The 20,384-nt window shown below is 57.3% G+C and carries 18 protein-coding genes; 11 read left to right on the plus strand and 7 right to left on the minus strand.

Annotation, left to right across the window (positions count from 1 at the left end; genetic code table 11):
- Positions 1-79 precede the first annotated feature (79 nt).
- The gene (locus CLV88_RS13985; protein WP_106609035.1) at positions 80-862 is read left to right on the plus strand and encodes an alpha/beta hydrolase; all 783 of its coding nucleotides are present in this window, start codon (positions 80-82) and stop codon (positions 860-862) included.
- Here the strand turns inward: CLV88_RS13985 and CLV88_RS13990 are convergent.
- Positions 852-1,832 carry a P1 family peptidase gene (locus CLV88_RS13990; protein ID WP_106609036.1) on the minus strand — a complete coding sequence of 327 codons (981 nt, stop codon included), beginning with the start codon at positions 1,830-1,832 and terminating at the stop codon, positions 852-854. The genes CLV88_RS13985 and CLV88_RS13990 overlap by 11 nt on opposite strands.
- A gap of 214 nt (positions 1,833-2,046) precedes the next feature.
- Here CLV88_RS13990 and CLV88_RS13995 point away from each other — a divergent pair, with 214 nt between their 5' ends.
- The 9 genes from CLV88_RS13995 to CLV88_RS23040 all read left to right on the plus strand — a co-directional run bounded on the left by CLV88_RS13995 (position 2,047) and on the right by CLV88_RS23040 (position 10,869).
- Entirely contained in the window at positions 2,047-3,255 is a 1,209-nt protein-coding gene (locus CLV88_RS13995) for an aminopeptidase P family protein (protein ID WP_106609037.1), read from the plus strand.
- A 173-nt stretch (positions 3,256-3,428) separates the two neighbouring features.
- The gene (locus CLV88_RS14000) at positions 3,429-4,505 is read left to right on the plus strand and encodes a hypothetical protein (protein WP_106609038.1); all 1,077 of its coding nucleotides are present in this window, start codon (positions 3,429-3,431) and stop codon (positions 4,503-4,505) included.
- Positions 4,506-4,812: 307 nt separating this feature from the next.
- Positions 4,813-5,937: a hypothetical protein gene (locus CLV88_RS14010; protein ID WP_106609040.1), complete on the plus strand. Its 1,125-nt coding sequence runs from the start codon at positions 4,813-4,815 to the stop codon at positions 5,935-5,937.
- 69 nt (positions 5,938-6,006) lie between these two features.
- Positions 6,007-7,941 carry an AAA family ATPase gene (locus CLV88_RS14015; protein WP_106609135.1) on the plus strand — a complete coding sequence of 645 codons (1,935 nt, stop codon included), beginning with the start codon at positions 6,007-6,009 and terminating at the stop codon, positions 7,939-7,941.
- Complete coding sequence (locus CLV88_RS14020; RefSeq protein ID WP_106609041.1) at positions 7,938-8,234, plus strand: hypothetical protein; 297 nt, start codon at positions 7,938-7,940, stop codon at positions 8,232-8,234. Before CLV88_RS14015 ends, CLV88_RS14020 begins: the two co-directional genes overlap by 4 nt.
- Positions 8,235-8,334: 100 nt before the next feature.
- Positions 8,335-9,678, plus strand: coding sequence for a DUF6638 family protein (locus CLV88_RS14025; protein WP_106609042.1), 1,344 nt, complete (start codon positions 8,335-8,337; stop codon positions 9,676-9,678).
- Positions 9,679-9,681: 3 nt separating this feature from the next.
- Positions 9,682-9,948, plus strand: a complete 267-nt coding sequence (locus CLV88_RS14030) for a hypothetical protein (protein ID WP_106609043.1) — start codon at positions 9,682-9,684, stop codon at positions 9,946-9,948.
- Between the two features lie 12 nt (positions 9,949-9,960).
- The gene (locus tag CLV88_RS14035) at positions 9,961-10,617 is read left to right on the plus strand and encodes a DUF1523 family protein (RefSeq protein WP_106609044.1); all 657 of its coding nucleotides are present in this window, start codon (positions 9,961-9,963) and stop codon (positions 10,615-10,617) included.
- 114 nt (positions 10,618-10,731) lie between these two features.
- A complete protein-coding gene (locus CLV88_RS23040) occupies positions 10,732-10,869 on the plus strand; it encodes a hypothetical protein (RefSeq protein WP_165798899.1) in 138 nt (45 codons plus the stop codon).
- Positions 10,870-10,923: 54 nt separating this feature from the next.
- Here the strand turns inward: CLV88_RS23040 and CLV88_RS14040 are convergent, their stop codons facing one another.
- From CLV88_RS14040 to CLV88_RS14055, 4 genes are all read right to left on the minus strand, one after another.
- Positions 10,924-11,796, minus strand: a complete 873-nt coding sequence (locus CLV88_RS14040; RefSeq protein WP_106609045.1) for a dimethyl sulfoxide reductase anchor subunit family protein — start codon at positions 11,794-11,796, stop codon at positions 10,924-10,926.
- Positions 11,796-12,557 carry a 4Fe-4S dicluster domain-containing protein gene (locus CLV88_RS14045; RefSeq protein WP_106609136.1) on the minus strand — a complete coding sequence of 254 codons (762 nt, stop codon included), beginning with the start codon at positions 12,555-12,557 and terminating at the stop codon, positions 11,796-11,798. Before CLV88_RS14045 ends, CLV88_RS14040 begins: the two co-directional genes overlap by 1 nt.
- Positions 12,554-15,376 carry a molybdopterin oxidoreductase family protein gene (locus CLV88_RS14050; protein WP_106609046.1) on the minus strand — a complete coding sequence of 941 codons (2,823 nt, stop codon included), beginning with the start codon at positions 15,374-15,376 and terminating at the stop codon, positions 12,554-12,556. Before CLV88_RS14050 ends, CLV88_RS14045 begins: the two co-directional genes overlap by 4 nt.
- A gap of 81 nt (positions 15,377-15,457) precedes the next feature.
- Positions 15,458-16,591 (minus strand): citrate/2-methylcitrate synthase, encoded by a 1,134-nt coding sequence (locus tag CLV88_RS14055; protein ID WP_106609047.1) that lies wholly within the window; start codon positions 16,589-16,591, stop codon positions 15,458-15,460.
- 32 nt (positions 16,592-16,623) lie between these two features.
- Between CLV88_RS14055 and CLV88_RS14060 the strand changes: the two genes are divergently transcribed.
- Positions 16,624-17,475 carry a phosphate acyltransferase gene (locus CLV88_RS14060; RefSeq protein ID WP_106609048.1) on the plus strand — a complete coding sequence of 284 codons (852 nt, stop codon included), beginning with the start codon at positions 16,624-16,626 and terminating at the stop codon, positions 17,473-17,475.
- A 29-nt stretch (positions 17,476-17,504) separates the two neighbouring features.
- On the opposite strand, the gene pta is transcribed toward CLV88_RS14060, so the two are convergent.
- Positions 17,505-18,533, minus strand: a complete 1,029-nt coding sequence (pta, locus tag CLV88_RS14065) for a phosphate acetyltransferase (RefSeq protein ID WP_106609049.1) — start codon at positions 18,531-18,533, stop codon at positions 17,505-17,507.
- A 4-nt stretch (positions 18,534-18,537) separates the two neighbouring features.
- Positions 18,538-20,313: a sulfoacetaldehyde acetyltransferase gene (gene xsc / locus CLV88_RS14070; protein WP_106609050.1), complete on the minus strand. Its 1,776-nt coding sequence runs from the start codon at positions 20,311-20,313 to the stop codon at positions 18,538-18,540.
- Positions 20,314-20,384: the final 71 nt, after the last annotated feature.

A 20,384-nucleotide genomic window follows, 5' to 3' on the forward strand; every position in this document is an offset into this window, starting at 1 on the left:
CCTTGGCAGAGCATCTTTGATTTCAGATGTCCAGTTGGGGTAGATTGCAAATCAGATAACATGTTAAGGAAATGAGTCAATGGATTTTGACGACGCTTTTGCCAATGCTGCCCATATTGAGAATGGGGACGCTTACCCAGCGAAATGGGCGCAGCAAGCAAAACAGTTCAGAGAGATATCAACGTCCCAGATCGGAGTGCCTTATGGTGAAGGTGACAGGCACAAGTTTGACCTGTTTCTCCCACGGGATACTCCAAAGGGATTGTTTGTTTTTGTACATGGTGGCTATTGGCTGAGGTTTGATCGCAGCAGCTGGTCCCATCTTGCGAAGGGCGCTGTTGAACGTGGCTGGGCGGTGGCGATGCCGTCTTATGATCTGGCCCCGATTGTTCGCATTGCCGAAATCACCAAGCAAATGGCGCAGGCGGTTTCGGTCGCAGCGAAAATGGTGGATGGTCCGATAATGCTGGCTGGGCATTCAGCTGGCGGGCACCTTGTAGCCCGGACAATTTGTCCGGGTGTGCTTCCGGATACAGCGGCGGCGCGGATCACCCGTGTCGTGCCGATTTCACCGGTTTCCGATCTGCGCCCCCTGATGAAAACTTCGATGAATGCTGACTTGCGCCTTGACGACGCCGAATGCACTGCCGAAAGCCCCGTGCTGCAAACGCCATTGCCAAGTGTTCAAGTCACGGTTTGGGTTGGCGCACAGGAGCGGCCAGTGTTTCTGGATCAAGCAAGCCAGCTGGCCAAGGCCTGGAATTGTGATTGCATGATCACAGGCGGCAAGCACCATTTTGACGTGATCGATGTGCTGCACGATCCCGACAGCGATCTGTCGCGGATGCTGTTTAGCGCTTAGTCGCGATGAAACAGGGACGGGTGTCGCCAGCTGCCTCGGTCGCCAGATAGACGCCTCGTGCAATAGCGCGCGCAAGACAAGTGGCCGCCGCGTGCCCAATCCAGAGCGTATCCGATACCGGATCGGCCAACGGTAAGGAACCGGTCGACGCCGCAAAGACAAGATCACCGTCCATCGGCGTATGAGACGGCACCAGCGCACGAGCCATGCCGTCATGGGCGGCGGTGGCCATGCGTGTGCATTGCGCTTGGGTCAGATCGGCGTCAGTTGCGACAATCGCAATGGTCGTGTTGTGCGCGGCCAATTTGGTCGTTGGCCAATTGGTTTGCGGACCGGGCACGATGCCGAAGCCTCCGAATTCACCGCCAATCTCCCAAGGAGCAGCCCAGAAATGCGCCCCGTCGGGCGTGGCATCGCCCAGAGCATTCACGGCAACCAACGCACCCACCGTGTGGCCCGAAGGTAGAACCAATGAGGCGGACCCAAGCCCGCCCTTGTGCGACGCCAGCGTTGCGCCTGTGCCTGCACCGACCGTCCCCAGATCAAAGGATGTATCCGCAGCTTTCAGCGCAGAACGGCCTAATGCGCGATAGGGGTTTTCCGACCAATCCTTGTCGCCCCCATTCATCAAATCAAACAGAATGGCCGAAGGAACAACTGGCACCGTTTGATCGCCTACAGCAAACCCCCGCCCTTGGGCACGAAGGGCATCGGCCACGCCGGATGCGGCGTCCAGCCCAAAGGCAGACCCACCAGAGAGCACGAGCGCATCCACCTGCTGCACGGTTTTATCTGGGGCCAACAGGTCAGTTTCACGAGTGCCGGGTGCGCCGCCCATTACGCTGACACCGCACGTGATCGGACGGTCCGCCAGCAAAACAGTGCTGCCGGTCTTGATTGCGTCGTCCTGTGCATTGCCGACCATAAGGCCCGAAACATCGGTGATCAGGTTTCTGGGGCCGGTTTGCATCGCCAATGTTCCTTATCGCGCTCAAAATGCGATCCTAACTTATGCAGAAAGGGTGGCAAGCCATCCACGGGTGCTGATTTCACTTGCCTTACCAGACCCCCTTGGGGCAATTTCTGCCCGAGCCTTGGCGATGGCGTCGCCACGTATCTCGCGAGATGCGCGTCTCACTCTCAACAGTCCTGAACGCCGGGACCTCTTTGATCGGAGGTCAACTATGACTGCACGCCCAGAATTCTATCGCTTTCACAACGGTGAAAAAGCACCCCTTCAATTTTCAGAGGCCGAGTATGCCGCCCGTGTCGCCGGGTTGCGCGGTATCATGTCAGAGGCGGGCGTAACCGCCGCCGTGCTGACATCGATGCACAACGTATCGTACTATTCGGGCTTCACCTATTGTTCCTTTGGCCGCCCTTACGCAATGGTCGTCACGGCCACCGAATGCGTCACCATCTCTGCGGGGATTGACGCCGGACAGCCGTGGCGTCGGTGCTATGGTGACAACATCACCTATACCGATTGGCAGCGCGACAATTATTGGCGCGCGATCAAATCGGTCGCGGGAGAGGGCGCGGTGATCGGCTATGAGGGCGACCACTTGACGCTGTTGCAGAAAAGCAAACTTGATGCATTCCTGTCTCCGTCGCGGGCTTTGGACATTGCTCCGGCGACCATGGTGCAGCGCATGCACAAATCCGCTGCCGAAATCGTGCTGATCCGCGAAGGCGCGCGTGTTGCCGATGTGGGCGGCTATGCCATTCGTGACGCGGTTAAGGCCGGAGTACGCGAAATTGACGTCGCGATGGCTGGACGTGACGCTATGGAGGTCGAAATTGCGCGCAGTTTCCCAGACGCCGAATACCGCGACACCTGGGTCTGGTTCCAATCCGGGATCAACACAGATGGCGCGCATAACCCGGTAACGGGGCGTGTTCTTGAGCGCGGCGACATTCTCTCGCTTAATACATTTCCGATGATCTCAGGCTATTACACAGCGCTGGAACGCACGATGTTTGTCGAAGAGGTTGACCCGGCAAGCCTTGCCATTTGGGAGGCCAACGTGGCCGCGCATGAACTGGGCATATCCCTGCTCAAACCCGGCGCGAGCTGTGCCGAGGTGACGCATCAGATCAACACCTTCTTTGAAGAACGCGATCTGCTGCAATATCGTACGTTCGGATATGGCCATTCGTTTGGTGTGCTGTCGCACTACTATGGGCGCGAGGCAGGTCTGGAACTGCGTGAAGACATCGACACAGTTTTGGAGCCGGGCATGGTGATCAGCATGGAACCGATGCTGACCATTGCCGATGGTCAACCCGGTGCCGGCGGCTATCGCGAGCATGACATTCTGGTAATCACCGAAGATGCCAACGAAAACATCACCGGATACCCGTACGGACCAGAGTTCAACGTCGTCGGTTAAGACGCCTTAAACTGCGATGGAAAGGGCAGACCTCTTAGGTCTGCCTTTTTCTTTTGCACCCTTTTCAACGGCGTGCGGTTTTGCAACACTCTTGCCAATCAATTATCTGGCTGGATGTAAATGGGCGTAACATTGCCCATATCCAACTCAACAAGTTTAGTAGGGAGTGTTTTATGGCTGATTTTAATGCCCAAGTTGCCAAATCGCAAAAGCAAGTCGAAGCGGCTCAAAGCAAGATTGCCGAACTGACCAGTCGCATCGAAACCGCGCGCGCCAAGATGAAAACCGGCGATGACGTTGCGATCGACATCGAAAACGCCTCGCTGGACGATGTGCACGCACATACCGAAGTGATGAACGCCAATATCGCCGAGTTGATTATGGGGCTGGACGATGTAACGTCTGCGTTCTCCAAAGATTTTGACGAGATGCGCGACAAAACCGGCTGGGAGAGCTTTGTTGGCATCTTCAGCCGCGGCAAGTCGGAATCTCTGCGTGCCGAACGGATCAAGACCGCCAGTATCGACGACAAATTGCAGGATCTGATTGCAAAATCTGACGTGATCACAAAGCTGCTCGAAGGGCAGTTGGGTGTGCTCAATGAACAGAAGGAAAAGGTCGAAGCGAACCTGACCGAAACGCTGGATGAGCGTGAGTTTACCGTGGGAGAGCTGGAAACACTGCGCGCGGATATTCTGGGTATGGATCCCAAAATCATCGAGCTTGAGAACAAGATATCCGTCGAACAGGACGCCGCCGAGCGGACCAAGCTCGAAACCGAGCTGGCGGACCTCAACACCAAATACAACGCGCTGGTACAGGACGAACAGGTCAAGCTGGCCAAGTCGCAGACGCTGGAGCGTTATATCGAAAAGGGCAAAACCTGGATCGACTCGCTTCAAAATCAGGCGGCGACGCAGATGGTGCTGATCAACAAATTGCAGACCGACACCAAACAGCGCGTGGTGCTCTATGATGCGTTGACCAAATCGCTCAAGACCGCGCAACAACAGGACGTGGCCCACCGGATCAACGAGATTGGTGTGGAGACTGACAAAGAGGCCCAAGCGTCGATGGCTGCAATCGGCACCGCGACCAACCAGCGTATGGCCGACATGATGGAAGCGCACGAAGAACACATGGTCTATGCCCGCGACGTGCTGGAAGCCAAGGCCAAGGCTGACGAACGCTTTGCCCGCCGTTTCCAGAAGATCGTCGAGAAGCATGACAAGAACCTGTATGGGGCATGAGTTTTAAGCAGCGTTGCCTTTTCGCAATCCTGATCAGTGGCGTACTAATGTATCTGGGATATTCCGTTGCGCCGTGCGCCCTAGGCAGCGGTCCATGTCACTCGTCGGCAAGGTTCCTTGCAGGAATTGGGTTTATGTTTGCATTTGGACTGGGTTTTGGGCCGTGGATAAATCGAGGTTCTTGGGAAGCCATCAAGATGGCAGAGAACGAATATTTTCTTGAGAAGTGGCGGGACAGGCACGCTGGCTCAAGAAGTGGGACCCTCATGTGGCTCATGGGCATTAACTTTGATGGAAGTTTGCGGAAATGACTGAAACCCAAACGACAGAGCACAATGCCCTAATGGATACCTATGCTTCGCGTCGGTATTTCCAGAAGTTCGAGCGCATTACAGAGCATCTGACCCATGTCGCTGCCGCGCGTGCCGCGGAGGGCGAGTTGAGCCAGATGGATGTGTCGGTCCTGACGCGATATCTCAAGGCGATTAGCTTTACCTTTCGCGCGCTCAGCATGAAATATCTGTTGGTCGGGCGAGAGACCGGGCAGTTCTTTGGTTCGCTCCAAATGGACGCGGTCGAAAGTGGTTTTCCAGTATTCAATGAACTGCTCGTCATGGCCAATGACGCACAACAGGCTGAAATGCATTTGCGCAACATGCCGTCGGTCGAGGCGCTCAAGGACGAGATGGTGCGCGTGATCGTTGGTGAACAGGACATCCCGACCAAACTGCAATTCGCCATGTCGCAAAGACTCTATTACGAAGAGCTTACCAAGGGCGATCTGTTCTGGGCGCAGAACCATCCGCAGACGGAATGGGTCGAAAACCTGAGCGAGAGGCGGCGCAAATTCATGGTGCATTGGGCGGTTTATGACAGTCAGGTCAACCTGCCCACCATTTACCTTTTGGAGCTGGAAGACAGTGGTCGTACAGCTTTGCCCAAGGACGAGCGGCGCTGGCCCGAGGTTCAGGCGCATCTGATGGCGCAATCGGTTGGTGCGCTCAAGCTGGTCACGATTGCCAAGGGCTTTGATGAAAGCTTTGACGATCTGCACCCCAAACGCCTGCGCCGGTATCATGTCGGGCCGATGTATTCGAGCGCGTTTACGCGGCAATCGGGGCCGATCCGCGAGGTGCTTGAACAGGCCCGCGCGCCCGAGGGCGAGGATTGGGCATTGGCCTGGACGGTGGAAGAGCTGGAATCCGAGTATGTGAAAGAAGAGCGCGCGGGTTGGTTTTCCTCGGTTGAACGCGAGGTGTTTGCGCTGGATCCGTTTTCCGGACGCGGTGTCGACACCGGCGCGACGCGGATGAACCGCGCGATCATATTACCGCAACGCCCGTTTCAGGCATTGGAAGAGTTGCAGCCGCCGGGTTTCGCAAGTGTGAACAAATATGTCGTCAGCCCGGAGGGGCGGGTGTTGAGTTATTGATTGGCCGCAAGGCGGCCAAGCCTGCGGCGCAAGTATTTTTGGCAAGATGAAGAGTGGGGTCTGCGTAAAATGAGCCTGACAAGTGATCAGATGGAACTGCGCGAAGAAGATATTCGCAAGCATTACGAGGCCGCCGTGGCGATGCTGGACGGGTTCGATCACACGCCCCGGATCGCCAAGGGCAAAGATGTGGCCGCACCAGAGCGTTCGGCGGGCATCGGTACGCGGCGGCGGTTTCGCACAACGACGCCGGGGTTGGTGACACGGTCAACCGCGCGCCCCGAAGGGGTGCATCTGGTGGAGCGGATCGAGGGCGCGGATGGAGGCGATCCGCTTGTATCTCCGGTTCAGGCCAATGTGCTGTATGGGTTGCGACGGGCCTTGGCGATTGCCTTGGCGATTGGGGAGAATTTTTCCGAAGCCTCTGGGTTAGGCGATCTCAAACGCGCCAATCTGGCCGGGTCATTGGGTGCGGATCGCAAGGCCGAGTTTGGCGAGCTGCTGAGCGCCGAGGCACTGGCTGTGCTGCATGTGTTTGCCAATGCGTCTGCGTTCCTGCTGGCCCCGCATGCCAGCGAAGTTTCGGTCGAAGTGGGCGAGATCGAAGAGGTTCTGACCGATAACGCACCGCTGGCAATGCATGGCGCCCTTTGGGAGCTGGATCAGGATATCGCCGCGCTGGTCAGTGAAGAGGCGCGGCTCGTGCCATGTGTCACCGCCTTTGCCGAACAGTTGATGGAGAAGGTGGCGCTGCGCGCACAGACGGCGGGGCGGGTGGCTGCATTTTCCAATGCCAGTTGGAAAGTCGAGGCCGATGATCTGACGATCAGCGGCTTTACTCCGGCCCGTGCGGCCAAGGGCACGACGCTGACCATGACTTTCAAAAAGCCGAACGAGGTGGTGGGCAACCATATCGCCAAGTATCAGGCGCTGCGGCTGTCCAAAATGCTGATGGCTTATGATTTTGACCGCAAGCTGAACCCCTTTGCCGAGCTGGGTGGGTTTATCTTTACGTTCATGGGCGATGGCATGCCGGGCACCGGGAAAACCACGCTGATCCAGATGATGGCCGGGTTGATCAACGACTATTGTCAGGTGGCGGGATACACGTTTCGCTATCAGAACCTGTCGACCGACAATATCGACAGCTATCAGGGCAAATCTGGGCAGAATGCCAAGGCGTTCATCAATAATATCATCGATCCGCAGGTGATCGGTTTTGGCACGATTGACGATATCGACCAGCTTGCGGGTAAACGCGGGGATCGTCAGTCGAGCGCAGGACAGCTGGAAATCACCGCCGTGCTGATGGAGAGCTTTGCCGGGGCCAACACCGTCGTGCGCGGCAACTGCACCTTCGGCATGTTCTCGAACTATCCCGAAAACGTCGACGATGCGCTGCGTCAGCGGGCCGGGGCGCGGTTTCTGGTGGACGGGCCAAAAACGCGCGAGGATTACATCGACATTCTTGCGCTGTTGATGGGCAAGAACCATGACATCCCGCTAGGCGATCACGATCTTTACGAGGCGCAGGCCATCCAAAAGGCCGTGGCCAAGTCGTTTGAAAGCCACTCACGCCCGCACGAGGCGGGGCTGATGAATGTGTTTGACCGTGTGCAGGGCGAAATTGGTGCGCTGGACACGATTGCCAAGCTGGGCACGTACCTCAAGGGCATTCAGGAGGCGGATCCGCGCTTTACCGGCCGCGCGATCAAGAACATCACCGACGCGGTCAAGGTGCGGGCGATGGACTTTGAGCTGCCGGATGAATGGATGGCGGAGCCCGAGCTGTTCCTGTTCCAACCCTATGAGCGTAAGAAAGACATGATCGCCGACCTGCGCGTGCCGATCACGGTCGAGATGTTGGTGCAGGAAATCAACCGCTACGCCGACAGTGAATTCCGCTATGCCGACAAGTCCGACGAAGTGGCGATTGAGAACATGGTGCGGGATTACGGGCGTCAGGAAGAGGCGAAGAAGCGGTATCTGGAGGGGAGAGAGTGACTCTTATCCTCGCCATCTCTGTTTTTGCTATCGTTCTCGGGGGAATACTGCCTTTGCGCTGGGGTGTGATCGGCTTTCTCGCCGCTGTCCTGACCTTGTTTCTGTGTCAGTTTGGGTGGAACACGGCCAGCGGTTTCGAAGGCTCTTCTTGGGATGAATCACTTCTTTTGTTCAATGGGAGCGTGGTGTCATTTCTTGGGTTCAACTTGCAAATCACTGCGCGCGGGTTTGTGTTGCCGCTTTTGTTGATATCCACGTTGACCGTTCTTCGGTTCAGCAGAAAGGGTAAGTGAATGTCATTTGCGAAACCTGACTTGGCGCCTAGCCCCTTTCAGCGCGCCGAACTTCCAGTCACTTATTGCGCGGCGGGCCATCGGCCTACGGAGGTTTCAAATGCACCGACTGATTAAACGCGGCCTGATGTTTGGCAACCTGATCGAAGTGGCCTCGCCTGTGCTGGTCGAACGCTATAACCGCGCGCTTCAGCATTTGACCGGCAAGACCACGCATCTGAGCGATTTTCATATCGACATCTCTGGCTTCTCGCCGGAGATCGGGGATGAACTCAACGATCCGCTCTACCTTAACCACAACGGGGTTAACCGGCAGTTCATTCTGTTGACGACAGAGCAAAAGACCGCGCCGTTGCTCAATGCGAAATTCTCGACCAGCCGGACGATCCTCAAACAGTTTATCGATGAAAACGAGGCCCAGCTTTTTGCGCTGACGGCGCGGGATGCGGTGGCCGGGGAACTGGTGAATTCCGTCTTCAGCGTCGCCGAACCCGTCCGGCTTTTTGACATTCGCAAGGTCGAGATTGAGGCGGACACGACCACAGGCACGCTGCGTGATGCGGATGAGCTGGCGGGATTGGTCGACCGCTTCAAGGGCGAAGAAGACGCGTGGTATGATGATGTTCTGATTGCCTACATGATCACGCTGGCCAAACGCACGGGCGATGTGACACGCAATCCGGTGCGCCTCAAAAACATGGCGTTCCAACAGGATAACTTCTGGACGGCGCATTTTGGCGGAGTGTACCTGTTTCGCGGGTTGGATCATCCAGCAGCGATAGCGCGGCTAAACAAGGCGGCGCTGGGCGAGTTACCTATTAAATACACGTTCGACTTTGACGACCGGAACCAGATCGCCAAATTTTTTGAGTTCAACGACCTCGTAGAGCCAATCGTCAAGGCGCGCGGGATCGATGCCAGCGCAATCTTGCGACAGAAAATGGATTTCATCGTGGTGGACGCCGCGCAAGAGGCCGGTGTAGACCTGACCGGCGCAACACGGCGCGACATTCGCGCTTTGGCACGAAATCATGCTGACCATTTGCCCCCGGAATACCACGGCCTGCGGGCGCTGGTGGATTGGGCCGACAACGACGGGCCGTGGCCACGCATCACAAGCGACCATCCGGCCTATTTTTATTCTTTAAGAGCCACAGACACTGCCGCAAAGGATCTGGTCAACATGTTGCTCGCGGAACTGGCCCCCAAGGACATCCGGCAGCTCTTTATCTGCCACAAAGAGGCGTTCTATGCCGCCTACAAAGATTGGTCCGAAACTAAGAAATCCTATGTTGTTGATTTCCTGGACCGAGAGTATCAGGCCGACAAAGCCGGTGCGCGCGCGGCTCTTTTTGGGCATGACGCGCCAATGGAAGAACCCGTTGGGCGGGCCAAGGATGATCTGATAGAACGGGTTGGCCCATGGGGCGCAGTGAGGAGATAAGACATGTTCGCCATGCTACGATTGATGGGGATCGGGTTCATCGTTTTGTCGGTGATCTACATCTGCCTGTCCTTTTATTCCCGCAGCGTGCGACGCGGCAAGCTTGAAGCGCAGTGGGATGACGAGGGCATGACCGGCGATCGCGATGCGTGGATTGACCAGGGTCTTCAGGATTACGACGGATCCTTGCGGCGCAAGCTGATCCTTGGCGTATATGTCGTTCCGGTCACGCTGATTATGGTGCTGATCTATTTTATGAATTTCCACTAAGGGGGCCGGAACATGGTCTATGTCAAATGGGGTTTCTGGGGGCTTTTCTGGCTGCTGGTCGCGGCGTTTTTTCATTATACGTTGCCGCAGAATGATATTGTCCGGGTCGCAGACACGTACGAAAAACGGATTGATTTCGGCGAGAACTCAATCTTTTGGGCCAAGGAAGACGCGGGCAGCGCAGCAGGCACAGTGAACCGCGATGTGTTCTTTATTCAGACGTTCTATGAGAACGAGCGCCCGATGGTGTTTCGCAACGAAGACACCCATTGGGGTTGGCCGCCTTATTTCAAGTTCGATACAGCCAACCTTCAGGCAGAAGCAACTGATTTGAAGTCGACAAAGGACACGCCCAACTGGGTCGCCGTCAAACACTATGGATGGCGCAACGAGTTCTTGTCGATTTATCCAAACGCCGTAGGTGTTCGTTCTGTCGAAGGACCGGATGTGCGCATTATTCCGTGGCTCAACATCGTTATTCTGACGGTTTTCTTTGCGCTGAGCTGGGCCATATGGGTGCGCTGGCGCCGTTTCCGGGAAGCGCGAATTGACCCAGTGTTGCAAGACGTTGGTGACAGTCTGGATGCGGCGGGTGACAATCTGGCTGAAAAACGGGGACGCTTTGCCCGTTGGTTGGACAGTTGGCGCAGCAAGCCGTCGGGCAAGTAGCACGTTTGCTTACACAAAGGCGCAACGCGGGTATGCAGAGATGTCAGTGGTTTTGGGTATGAGATAGGCGTAATCGGCAGGCAACCGATATGAACTCGTACATGGATACCGAAAATGACAACTCTGGTACTGCAACCCACTTTGCGTATTTGGGCCACTATCGCCGCTCCGTTTCAGGCGATTGCTGCGGCATATAAGTCGAAAGAGCCGATGCCGCATTGGACGGAATACCTTCACGACGAGCAGAAGTGATCTGACGCGAACCAGTTCATCGATACATACGGGCCCTGTTCGGGCCCGTTTTTGTTACCGCATGCCGTAGTACAGACCGACTGTGTGCTCTGCCTCGGCAAAAAAGAGCCATCGCGAGACGGCAACACCTGCCAGATGTGAAAGAACTGCGACGGCGGCAAGGATGTGGCTGAACGGCAGGATCAGACACAGGACTGGCAGGCCAATCATTAATACCAGTGCGATGATCCGCAGTTTGAGCGCGTGTTTGCGACCGATCACAAAAATAAATTCGCGCATAAGATAGTTGGGCGCGGTATGTGGATGCGCCATTGAGCGCACAGTGCCGCGATCTGCGAGACCGGTTGCTGTGCCCAGCGTGCTGCCACGATCTTCAAAAGCCGTGTCGCCACGTTTCCACCATATCAACTGAACCACTCCTGCAATCAGCAGCAGGATCAGCGCGACTGTCACCCGCCCAGAAAGCAACGCGCCACCTCCCAAGGACAGGCTCAGGAACAACGCCGGGGTCAAGTTCGAGTTCCACCTTGGGATGGTTGCGAGCTGTGCATAGATCATTGAGGTGGTAAAAACCGTTATCATACAAAGAATTGCACCGATCCAACCCAGCAACGCAAGGTGGCTGTCAAGGAAAATTAACGCAGCTGCATAAAGCCCCATGACCAGCAAGGCGATGATCGCGCAGACGCCCTCCCGGCTCAGCCAGCTGGTGCGCCACTGCGTCAAAGCACGCCATGCGCGTTCAGGATGTCCTAAGTGGAAGGTAGAGGAAATCAAGCCACCCACCGCGAGGGAAAAGGCGATCAGGAAGAAAATGAAAGCAGTCATGCCCTTGGGCGGCGTGGCGTCAAAACCAAGCCAGAAGAGCAGTCCGAAGCCGATGCCTGACAGAGTGGTAAAGGCAATAACAGAAGGTGCTGGATGCATCAGGCGGACCCTCCGGGCAGTTTGTCGAGCGTCTTGTCGAGCCAGCCAAGAAAGCCGGTGGGTTCGCTGGCGACCGGCTCAAGGAAAGGCGCGAGCAGGCTTTCGTCGTCCCAGCTGTCTTTGGGGCGCGGGGGGAGGTATTTATTGACCGGAGCGGTGCCCAGCTCTGGCATGAGGTCAAATCCTCCTCTGTTTTCAACGAGTTGTGAGACTTCGCTGTCGGGGTCACTCAGGTCGCCAAAGTGGCGGGCACCGGCGGGGCAGGTGCGGACACAGGCGGGAACGCGGTCCTCCTCGGGGAGGTTTTCGTTGTAGATGCGATCCACACAGAGGGTGCATTTCTTCATGACACCTTCGGCCTGATCCATTTCGCGCGCGCCATAAGGACAGGCCCATGCGCACAGACCGCAGCCGATACAGCTGTCTTCGTTCACCAATACAATGCCGTCTTCGACACGTTTATAGCTCGCGCCGGTGGGGCAAACGGTGACACAGGGTGCTTTTTCGCAATGAAGACAAGATTTTGGAAAGTGCACGGTCTGGGCGGTGCCGGTCTCTGGCTGAACCTCGTAGCTGTGCACGCGATTCAGGAATGTGCCCATCGGCTCTTCGCCATAAGGGCGCTGATCCGATAGCGGGGCACCATAGTTTTCGGTGTTCCAGCCCTTGCAGGAGATCACACATGCATGACATCCAACGCAGGTATCGAGGTCGATCACCAGGCCGAGCTTGCGGGTGGTTTGGGTTGGAAGATCTGTCATTTTCCCACCTTCCATTTGAGTTCGGCTGGCCCCTTGGCAACTGGTGACTTGAGTGGCGCAAAGGCTGGTTGCGCCTCAGAGCGGGCCGCAACTTTTTCGATTTTGACCCGCAGATCGAACCACGCGGCCTGACCGGTGATCGGGTCCGAATTGGACCAACGCAGGCCGTCCCCTTTGGGTGGTAGCAACTCGTGGATCAGGTGGTTCAAAAGGAACCCTTTGTTGGCTTCGGGGGCGTCCTCGGACAAGGCCCAGGCGCCTTTTCGTTTGCCTATGGCGTTCCATGTCCAGACGGTATTGCCATTCAGCGCAGCCTGATGGGCGACCGGTACGGTGATGGTGCCATGGGTGGAGGTCACACGCGCCCAGTCACCCTCAGAAAATCCGTGTTTCTCCCAGAGTTTGGTGGGCAGGTAGAGCGGGTTTTCCCCATGCAGCTGACGCAGCCAAGCGTTCTGAGTGCCCCAGCTGTGATACATCGCCATCGGACGTTGTGTCAGAGCGTGCACATCGAATTCTTCGGGGTCGATATGGCCATCTTCCAGCGGCTCGTACCAGATCGGGAGCGGGTCCATGACTTGCTTCAGGCGCTCACGTAAGTGATCGGGCGGTTGCCGATCTCCGTGGCCTTCGGCGGCACGCTGGAATTTTCGCATCGGCTCAACATAGAGTTGGAACAGGTACGGCTGTGGCGCGTCGTAAATGCCCATACCCACGGCCCAGTCCTGATAGGCGGCATTCCAAGGTTTCATATAGGCCGCTTCGTCTGGGATATGCTCGACAAAAAAACCGCCGTTTTCGATATAGCGATCAAGCTGTTCAGGATTGACCGCGCCGCGCCCGCTTTCGCTGCCATCGCCACGGAACCCGGCCAACGGACCGATGCCCGGGCGGCGTTCATGGTTAACGATGTAATCGGCGTAGTCTTTCCACTTTTGCGTTCCATCTTCATTCAGGAAACCCGGTAAACCAATACGTGCGCCGAGTTCGATCAGCACCGACTGGAACCCGCGCACATCGCGGTCGGGTTCGATCACCGGCCAGCGGATGGCATCGGCGGCGGCGTCAGCCTCGCAAATGGGGCGATCCAGCAAAGAGATACAGTCGTGACGTTCCAGATATGTCGTGTCTGGCAGGATCAGGTCGGCATAGGCGACCATCTCGGAGCTGTACGCATCGGAATAGATGATGCGTGGAATGCGATAGCCGCCATCGTCGTTGCGATCCGTTAGCATTTTAATCACGCCGGATGTGTTCATCGACGAGTTCCAGGACATGTTCGCCATGTACATGAACAACGTGTCGATCGGGTACGGATCCTGTGCGTGCGCGTTTGAGATGACCATGTGCATCAATCCATGCACCGACATCGGGTTTTCCCATGTGAACGCCTTGTCGATGCGTTGGGCGGTGCCGTCTTCGTCGATCAGCAAATCCTCTGGACCACGCGGAAAGCCGAGATGGGGGCCCGCCAGAGCGCGACCGGGGCGGCGCTCTCCGTGCGGTGTGGGATGTGCCTCGACCGGTTTGGGGTAGGGCGGTTTAAAGCGGAAGCCGCCGGGCACCTCGACTGTGCCGAGCAGGATTTGCAGCACGTGCAGGGCGCGACACGTCTGGAACCCGTTGGAGTGGGCCGAAATCCCGCGCATCGCATGAAAGCTGACCGGGCGACCCGTCATGGTTTTGTGGGTCTCACCGCGGAAATCGGTCCATTCCTGTTCCAGCTCAAACGACTCTTCAAAGGCGACGCGGGCCAGCTCGGCAGCAATGGTGCGGATTTTGTCCGCCGACACGCCACAGCGCTCTGCAACAGCTTCTGGGGCATATTGCGGATCGAGGTATTTCTCAGCCATCAGCGCCATCACGGTTTGATGCGTGGTGCCCGCGTGACGGTAAGAGGCGGAAAGATCGGGGCGAACGCCCTTTTGATCAAACGGTGTGGGTTTGCCGGTGGCGCGGTCAATGACCAGCTGTTTGCCATCATCGTCGCGCAGCAAAAGGCCCGTTTCGCTATCCACCAGCACGGCGGCGTTGGTGTATTGCGCCAGATAATGCAGGTCGATCTTGCCTGCCTTCATCAGTTCATGAACGAGGGCAAGGATGAACAGGCCGTCGGTGCCGGGCGTAATGCCGACCCATTCGTCGGCCACTGCGTTGTAACCCGAGCGCACGGGGTTGACGCCGATCACCTTGGCACCACGCGCCTTGATCTTGCCGATGCCCATCTTGATCGGGTTTGAATCGTGGTCCTCGGCGACGCCAAAGATCATGAAGAGTTTAGTGTGATCCCAGTCTGGTTGCCCAAATTCCCAGAACGCGCCGCCCATGGTGTAGATGCCCGCCGCCGCCATGTTGACCGAGCAAAACCCGCCATGTGCTGCGTAGTTCGGGGTGCCGAAATGCTGGGCCCAGAAAGATGTAAAGCTTTGTGACTGGTCGCGGCCAGTGAAAAAGGCCAGCTTGTGAGGCGCGGTCTCATGTAATTCGGTGAGCCAGCCAACGGCGGTGCTCATCGCTTCTTCCCAGCTGATTTCCACGTACTCGCCAGAACCACGCGGGCCGACACGTTTCAGCGGTTTTTTCAGGCGTGAGGGCGCGTTGACCTGCATAATGCCAGCCGACCCCTTGGCACAGAGAACCCCTTTGTTCACGGGGTGATCGCGATTGCCCTCGATATAGGCGACCTGTTTTTTGCCGTCCGGACCATCCTTCATGTGCACGTTAATGCCACAGCGGCAGGCACACATATAACAGGTCGTCTTGCGCACCTCGTCTGAAACGGGGGGGGATAGATTAAGTGCCGGTTGTGAGTGCGCCATGGTGCTTTGATCCTCCCCTGATGGGACTGGCTTATCAAGAAACAAGCGTCAATGTAAGCGCTTACATAAAATTAGTTCCAGTTACCTATCTTGCATGTCAATCCAATCGCGCTGCTCCGGCCCGTTATAAAGAGTGAGTGGACGGATCAGGATATTGCCGCGCTGCTGTTCGACGCATTGCACGATCCAGCCGGGCATACGGCCGATGGCGAAAATCGGCACATACAGGTCCATGGGGATACCGTGCAGCTGGTAAATAACGCCGGAATAGAAATCGACGTTCACGTTCAGACCGTGGCGCGCATAGGGCTTCATCGCATCCACAACGGCTTGCAGGATTTCGTACCATTCCGGCGCGCCCATTTCGTCGCCCAGCTTTTTGACGCCACCGCGCATGTGGCGCGCGCGGGGATCTTCGGCGCGATAAACACGGTGACCAAAGCCGGTGACGGCCTCGCGGTTTTTGCGTTTGGCTTTGACATAATCGGCGGCTTTGTCAGGGGTGCCGATCTCGTGCACCATTTTCATCACGTCCTCGGCGGCACCGCCATGCGCGGGGCCAGCAAGGGTGGACAGGGCGGTGACAATGGCGCCGTGCAGGTTAGCCTCAGTGCCGATGGTGACGCGCGCGGCAAAGGAGGACGCGTTGGCGCCGTGTTCGGCGTGCAGGATAAAGTCGACATCAGCAAGCCGCGCCGCGTCCTCAGAGGGCTTTTCTCCTTTGAGCATCCAGAGCCAGTTAGCGGCATGGCTGAGGTTCGGGTCAGCGGCGATCGGCGCGCGGCCATTGCGGATGTTTTCATGTGCTGCAATGATCATCGGCACTTGGCTGGTCAGGCGAATGCCATTGGCGATAAACGCCTCTTCGCCAGTTTCCTGACTTGCCGGTTCCAGTGCGGCGAGCGCAGAGACAGCGGTGCGCAGTACGTCCATCGGGTGCCCGTCCACGGTTGCGCGGATGATGTCATGGATTTGAGGCGGCAAGGTTCGAGCAGCTTTGAGAGCCGCGTCGAATTCTGAGAGCTGTTCGGTGTTTGGCAACTCCCCGTGAATCAGCAGGTAACAGACCTCTTCAAAGGTGGCATTTGCCGCCAGATCATGGATGGAATATCCACGATAGCTGAGTTCGCCCTTGGTTCCGTCAATGTGGCTGACGCCGGAACGTTCGAAATAAATGCCCTTAAGGCCGCGGTTGATCTTGACGTTTTCGGTCACGGATGGCTCCTGTTGCGTATACGGAGGTATACATGCATTTTACGGAAGTTTTGTCTAACAAGGTTGCTGCCAAGAATGCCCGCGTGGTTTTCCCCGAGTTCGAGGAGCCGCGGATTGCACAGGCAATGGGCCGCCTTGCCGATGATGGGATCTGTCAACCGGTAGGGTTGGGCGATGACACTGAAAGGTATGCGCAAGCGTTGGTCGACGCCCGAGGTATGGCTCCAAAAATAGCAAGCAGACTTGTGTCCAAGCCACTTTATCGCGCTGCGGCCATGGTGGCCGCTGGTGAAGCTGATGCAATGGTTGCCGGAGCAGTGGCACCGTCGCGTCGTGTGATCGAGGCGGCGTCCATGGCGATTGGCCTGACAGATGATGTCAACGTGCCGTCCTCGTTCTTTCTGATGCTGTTCCCGGATGGTCGCGCGTTGATCTTTTCCGATTGCGCAGTGAATGTCGCGCCTGATGCCGACGCGCTGACGTCGATTGCGCGCAGTTCGCAAGCCACCGGCGAAGCGCTGTTGGGTGAGGCGCGCGTTGCGCTGTTGTCGTTCTCCACGATGAACTCTGGTGCTGGCGACAGTGTCGAGCTGGTCCGTCAAGTTGCTGAGCGCACGGGGTTTCTGGGGCCAGTTCAGGGGGATGCAGCCCTCATGCCAGAGATTGCAGCGCGAAAAGGCGCCGGGGGCGGTGATGCTAACGTGCTGATCTTTCCGTCGCTCGATGCGGGCAATATAGCGTACAAGCTGGCCGTTGCATTGGGTGGCGCTCAGGCGCTGGGCCCGATCTTGCAGGGGTTTCGCAAGCCAGTTTGTGACCTCAGCCGCGGTGCGACTGTAGACGACATCGTGGCGGCAACGGTGGTGACACTCGCCCTCGGGTGAAGGCGGTACGGAGTTGTGCTTGTAGTACGTCATGCGGATTTGACGTGTGATTGCGCGTTCGATTGCGCGACGGTGACGGCAATCATGTGCAGAATGTCTTCGGCATTGCATCCGCGCGACAAATCGTTCGCGGGCTTCGCAAGTCCCTGTAGAACAGGGCCAATTGCGGTTGCGCCACCAATTCGCTGGGCGATCTTGTAACCTAGATTGCCAGCATTCAGGCTGGGAAACACAAAGACATTGGCCGCACCCCGAAGTTCAGAACTGCTGGCCTTGGATGCGGCAACTTCGGGGACAAAGGCAGCGTCGAATTGAATTTCGCCGTCGATGATCATATCGGGGTCTGCGGCCCGAACCATTTGCGTGGCTTGCACGACTTTGGACACTTTGGGGTGTTCAGCACTGCCAGCTGTAGAGAACGACAGCATCGCCACTCGTGCAGCTTCGCCAATCAGCGCCTGATAAGACGCCGCAGAGGCGCGCGCGATTTCAGCCATTTCCGTTGCGTCGGGGTCAACAACCAATCCGCAATCCGCAAATATATGCGCGCCTTTGACGGTATGATGTTCGGCGCAGTAGAGCATGAGGAAGAAGCTGGAGACGAGATCGCAGCCGTGCGCTTTGCCGATGATCTGGAGCGCGGTTCGCACGGTGTCTGACGTGGTTTCAACGGCCCCGCCCACAGTGCCATCGGCATACCCCTGTTGCACCAACATAGCTGCAAATGTCAGTCGGTTCTGGATCTGATGGCGCGCCATGTCCGGTGTCATGCCTTTGTGCGCGCGACGCGCGAGCAGGGCTACACTTAGTTCTGCTGTCAGCGGGTCGCGCGCGGGGTCATGAATGTCGATGCCGCCCGAGACATCTTTGGGTGTCAGCCCGTGATCCTTTAGGTGCGCGGTGATTGTGGCAGTGTCGCCAACCAACAGGATCTTGGCGACGTTTTCGGTGCGGGCTAAGAGTGCAGCCTCGACCACACGGGGATCATCGCCCTCGGAAAGGGCGATGATTTTATCTGAGCCGCTGGCAGCGCCAAGGATTTGACGAAGCGGCTTCACTTGATCAGCCTACCTGCTGCTGACGCATATCCGCAGGGTCGATCCCGGCGACCTCAACGGGTTTTTTCATGGCGTCGCGGCGGAAGGGCTCGCCCAGTTCCTGGTTGATCATCGCTTCGATCAGAGTGGTGATACCGTTCTTCTGATCTTCGATAGCCTGGTTCAGGGCGGCGGTCAGCTCGTCCATGGTGTTTGCAACCACACCCTTAAGGCCACATGCGTTTGCGATGCCGGCATAGGACACTTGGGTGTCCAGTTCCGTACCAACAAAGTTGTCTTCATACCAAAGCGTCGAGTTACGCTTCTCGGCGCCCCACTGGTAGTTGCGGAACACGATCTGCGTGATCGCAGGCCATTCCTTGCGCCCAATCGCGGTGAGTTCGGTCACTGCGATACCAAAGGCGCCATCGCCGGAAAAGCCGACAACCGGGGTATCGGGGCAACCGATTTTTGCGCCAACAACCGACGGCAAGCCATAGCCACAAGGGCCGAACAGGCCGGGTGCCAGATATTTACGGCCCTCTTCAAAGGTTGGATAGGCGTTGCCGATCGCGCAGTTATTGCCGATGTCGGATGATATGATCGCCTCGCGCGGGAGAGCGGATTGGATAGCGCGCCAAGCCATACGGGGGCTCATCCAATCAGGCTTCGCGCCGCGGGCGCGTTCGTTCCATGTGGTGCCGGGATCGTCGTCTTCGTGATCCATCGAAGAAAGCTGCTGTGCCCATGCCGATTTTGTCGTCGAGATCAGGTTTAGACGCGCGTCGCGATCCTCGTCACCCGCGGTGCCGGAGAGCTTGTCGAGAATCGATGTGGCGACTTTCTTGGCGTCGCCAACGATGCCAACCGTGACCTTCTTGGTCAGGCCAATGCGGTCAGGGTTGATGTCGACCTGAATAATCTTGGCGTCCTTGGGCCAGTAATCCATGCCATAGCCGGGCAGAGTGGAGAACGGGTTCAGGCGGGTGCCGAGAGCCAGAACCACGTCAGCCTTGGAAATGAGCTCCATCCCGGCCTTGGAGCCGTTATAGCCCAGTGGGCCAGCAAAAAGCTGGTGAGAGCCGGGGAAGGCGTCGTTGTGCTGATAGCCACAGCAGACTGGCGCTGAAAGACGCTCGGCCAGAGCCATGGAGGCTGGGATCGCGCCGCCAATAACCACACCTGCACCGTTCAGGATCACGGGGAAGCGGGCGTTGGACAGCAGTTCGGCCGCTGCGTCCAGGGCCTCTTCGCCACCACCTGGGCGCTCAAACCCAACGATAGATGGCAATTCGATGTCGACAACCTGAGTAAAGTAGTCACGTGGCAGGTTGATCTGGGCCGGTGCTGAGTTGCGCTTGGCCTGCATAATGACCCGGTTGAGCACCTCGGCAACGCGGGATGGGTCGCGCACCTCTTCCTGATAGCAAACGCAATCAGCAAAGGCGTTCATTTGTTCCATTTCCTGGAAGCCGCCCTGACCCATGGTTTTGTTCGCGGCCTGAGGTGTCACCAGCAAGAGCGGCGTGTGGTTCCAGTAAGCAGTTTTCACAGCGGTCACAAAGTTTGTGATGCCGGGGCCGTTCTGAGCGATCATCATCGACATTTTGCCGGTCGCACGGGTGTACCCGTCGGCCATCATGCCGCCCGATCCTTCGTGGGCGCAATCCCAGAACGAGATGCCTGCCTTGGGGAAAATGTCGGAAATCGGCATAAAGGCCGACCCGATAATGCCGAACGCATGTTCGATGCCGTGCAGTTGCAGCGTTTTTACGAACGCCTCTTCGGTTGTCATTTTCATGTGAATCACTCCTGATGCGCCCGAAGGCGTTTTGCGACGAAATTACGGGTGGGGACGAATTGCCGTTAGGG

Origin of the sequence: Shimia abyssi (assembly GCF_003014475.1) — a bacterium.
Classification (GTDB): Bacteria; Pseudomonadota; Alphaproteobacteria; order Rhodobacterales; family Rhodobacteraceae; genus Shimia; species Shimia abyssi.